We start from the raw sequence: 3,917 nt of genomic DNA on the forward strand, positions 1-3,917 counted from the left end.
ATTATTATTTATAAGTATCATTGATTTTTTCATTTCTTTCTTTGATAGCAGTTCCTGCTTTTTTCTCAGCTGCGCCTGCTGCTTTTTCTACATCAAATGCCAGTCCTTCTGATTCAACTTTAGCAGGAGCATTTCTTGTTTTCAAGAAACCTTGATATCTTGAATTTAAATCGTCTATGGCTTTATTGTGATCAGTCATAACACCTCTTGGATCATAATAATTATGTTTTGTTTGCTCGTGTAATCCATTTGAATTGACATTAGAGTTTACTCCTGCATAGTGTGATAATCCTTGCATATCTCCCCTTGCAGCCATATTTTCAACAGCATTCACAGCAGAAGCCACATTTTCTTTATTAACTACACCACCATAATTTTCATTGATATAGCCTTGAACAATAGAAGCTCCACCATCATAACCCACTGAATTATTAAGTGTTTTAGCTTCATTATAGCTATCCATAGAACTTTTGATGCTAGCAGAATTTGTAACATTTCCTGTTTTAAGAAGGTTATTAAATGAAGCACTTGCATCTCTATTTTTGCTAATTTCATTAGAAATACTTTCGTTAAAGGTTTTATTAAAGGTTTCTTGTTGATTTTTGCTTAGATTTTGATACCAACCTTCAGATTCTATTGAATTTGTAGATAAACTACCTCCTATATTAATATCTATATAAGCATTTTTACCTTTTCTAAATCCAAGACTACCACCAATTTTTCCTTCCATCACATCTTGATAAGCTTGCGATACATCCACACCTGTTGCTTTAGAATAAGCATTAGCTAAAGCATGTTGCGTTGCATTAGCAATAGCACTTCTATCGTTTTCTGATAAGGCTAAGCTATCTCCTTTTCCGCTAGCAACTTCTAAAGCTCTTTGAGATAGGTTAGAATTTTGAATCGCATCACTTAGAGCGTGCGCTCTTGTTTCTAAATTGCTTGCAGTCATACCCGCATTTAATCCTTTAATAGAAGCATTACCTATAGAACCATTAGCATTGATTACAGCGGAACTTCCAGTCATATTATCTTTAACTAATTCGCCACCATGTTGCATATCTCTTGTTCCCATAAAACTTCTACCACCTGCACCAAACGAAGATTGAAGAGTATTATAACCTGCACCCACAGCCCAAACTTCATCTCCTCTAGGAGCAGCAATGCTAGTTTGTGTAGATAAGGCTTGCTGATTTGCAAAGCTTCCAGCAGCTCTTGAAGCACCTGTTAGAGCTTGAGATAATCCAGAAGCAAAAGTTATAAATCCTTGCTCACTTGCTTTAGCTATAGCATAAGCTAAAACAGGAGTACTCATTACAAGATAATTCATGAAATTTGATCTACTTGCTACTTCTTTGAATATAAGCATATTATCTCCTAAGCTTAAAGCTGCTTTTCCACCTGTTATTACTTGTGCAACTTTCATAAGATTATAATCATTTAGATAGTTAATAATACAAAGAATAGGAGTCCAAAGCACTATCCAAATACATAGAGTAAAAAACATCTTAATATGTGCGTAAGAGCCAAATACAATAGAAAGCAAAGCAACAAGCCAAGATAAACCTATGATAATAGCTGTTAAATAAGCTTTAGCTAAAGGCAAATAAGTTTGCGCCATGTGTCCTTGTGCTTGCATACTTGCATAAAATTGCTGATCCGCATAAGCAGTATTTGCAGCCACAGAAGCAGGATTTAATCCTACTGATTTAGCGGTATTAATGATTGCATCTTGAGAAGCAAGCATTATCATGGATTGCTGTAAATAAGATCTAGCACTTACAGCTTGTTCGTTATAGATTTGTGCAGCGCCTAAGAACTTTTGCTCATAATTTGTCATATCATCTACCATACCAAGCAAAGCAGCATGAATCTTCATAGCTTCATCTGTATCGTTTTGAATCATTTCAACGATTTGAGGACCTGCATCAGAACAAGGCACAACACTTTGTTCTTCAACATTATTGTTATTTTTAAACAAAGGAGTAAGCTGAGAGCCATTGCCTATGTTTGTGAAAAGATCTTGCATTAAATTATCAGAGTTTTGAAAAAGATTTCTACCTTGTTGATTAAGCAAGATACCTACTGAAACGCAGTTTCTAAAATAAAAATCAATATTTTTTTGCAAAGTTGCATCAATAGCCGAAAGCTTTACGCTTGGTAAAGTACTCATCACTTGAAGTGAAAAACCTAAACCTGCGTTAGAGAAATTTGTAGATTGTGGAGTTGAAAAATGTTTTTCCATAGCTTCTAGGATAACCTTCTCAAATTGTGTCATTAATGCAAAGCTTTTTCCTATGCCTATAGGAATTTGAGAAATGACATAATCTTTACTTGTTACTTCATCGTGAATCATGAAGCGGTGATTATTGTCATTTGGCGCCCTTAAAAACATCTGCCACACTACAGCAAAAAGTATAAACATTTTTCCAAATTCAAACACAGGATTTGTTTGTCCATCCATTGCTTTTTTGATACTAAAAAGCAATAATGAGATAGCTAAGGCTGCATTAACGATATAACTTGTTTCAGTGGTTATACCTTTAACAGCTTGCATGATTTCATTCATCACATCGCCATAACCCCAAGTATAAATTAAATTGCTATTAGCTATTTCAGTTGCACCAAATAAAAATGAAGGTGCAAAAAACAAAGTGCTAAAGAATAAAAAGTAAAATCTTTTCATGGACTGTTTTAAGAAGTTAAAGAGTTTGTTTGGTATAATTATAAAAGGTAGATGCCAAAGGCGGCTACCTTTGGCATTAATCATAACCTAGAAAGGCGGTGATTAAATTGCTAAACATTGTTCTAATAATTATACTCTTAATGCTTTGCTATGTCAAGGCTTCTTGAGTATCCCCTGCTTTTGCAGGGTTTAGAACAATCCCTTTGGCTTAACCAAACAAACTTTTAACTAAGCTTCTCTTCTTCTATTGAATTTCTATATTTTTTTATATTTTTTATTTGAACTAAATAATAAACTTAACAAGATTTAAATTTACCAAATCTACTATCTTTTTACTTCAATCTCACATTCATAATCATATTAGATAAAAAGATACTATCTTTATCAAAGTCTTTTGAGTTATATTCATTTTTTGATTGTATAGTTTGCATAGTTTGTATTAAAGTTGAAAGATTGTATAAACTTAAACTTTCTAATATATTTATGAGTTCTATCTTGCTTAAAGTATTAAAATCATTTAACAATCTAAGATAATTACTTATAATAGAAGAAGAGTGAATACTATGAAATAAAATTTTATTTTTTATATCTTTTTTAATAAAAAATTGATTATCTTTAAAATAAAAATAATTTCTAAAATGATTATTGCTTATTATTTGATTATAAAAACTTAAAAGACTTTCTTTGCTGTTTAAATCTATAAAATTAAGATAAAAATTCTTTTCTTCTAAGGCTAATTTTAAAGCATTAAGATTTGCAAAAGAAGCATTAATATTTTCATTATTTTTTAAAGCATAAACGATATTTTCTTGTTCTTGTTTTTGGGTAATAGCATATTGTAATAAAGGATTTTTATAATGTGTATCGCTATTGATTAAAACATTGATATAAAAAGCTTCTTTGCTTTTTTGAGTTAATTGAAGCAAAGATAAAAGTGTAGAAGGGATATAAAAAGAATCAAGCTTTAAATTTAAATACTTATCATAAGTATTTATATAAGTTAATTCTTGAGTAAAATCCAAAGCTTGTTCTTTTAAATTTAAAAGCATTGTTCCACCTAATCCTAATAAAGCTAGATTTTTGAAATTCTCTAAAGCTTTTCTTTTTTCTAAATCGATTTGAAGTATTTTTTGCATTGTTTTTCCTTTCTTTTGTGGTTTACTCTTTTATATTATGCTCTTTAGCATAAGCTAGTATTTTAGCTCGAAGTTCTTGCGGAAAATTATATCTA

At 31.0% G+C, this 3,917-nt stretch carries 2 protein-coding genes; both read right to left on the bottom strand.

What is annotated here, in order from left to right:
- Nucleotides 1-4: 4 nt before the first annotated feature.
- Nucleotides 5-2,686: a conjugal transfer protein TraG N-terminal domain-containing protein gene (locus AJN58_RS06005; RefSeq protein WP_070292078.1), complete on the bottom strand. Its 2,682-nt coding sequence runs from the start codon at nucleotides 2,684-2,686 to the stop codon at nucleotides 5-7.
- Nucleotides 2,687-3,018: 332 nt separating this feature from the next.
- Nucleotides 3,019-3,822, bottom strand: a complete 804-nt coding sequence (locus AJN58_RS06010) for a hypothetical protein (RefSeq protein ID WP_070233291.1) — start codon at nucleotides 3,820-3,822, stop codon at nucleotides 3,019-3,021.
- Nucleotides 3,823-3,917 lie beyond the last annotated feature (95 nt).

It is taken from the genome of Campylobacter sp. BCW_4321, assembly GCF_001763075.1.
GTDB classification, from domain to species: Bacteria; Campylobacterota; Campylobacteria; order Campylobacterales; family Campylobacteraceae; genus Campylobacter_D; species Campylobacter_D jejuni.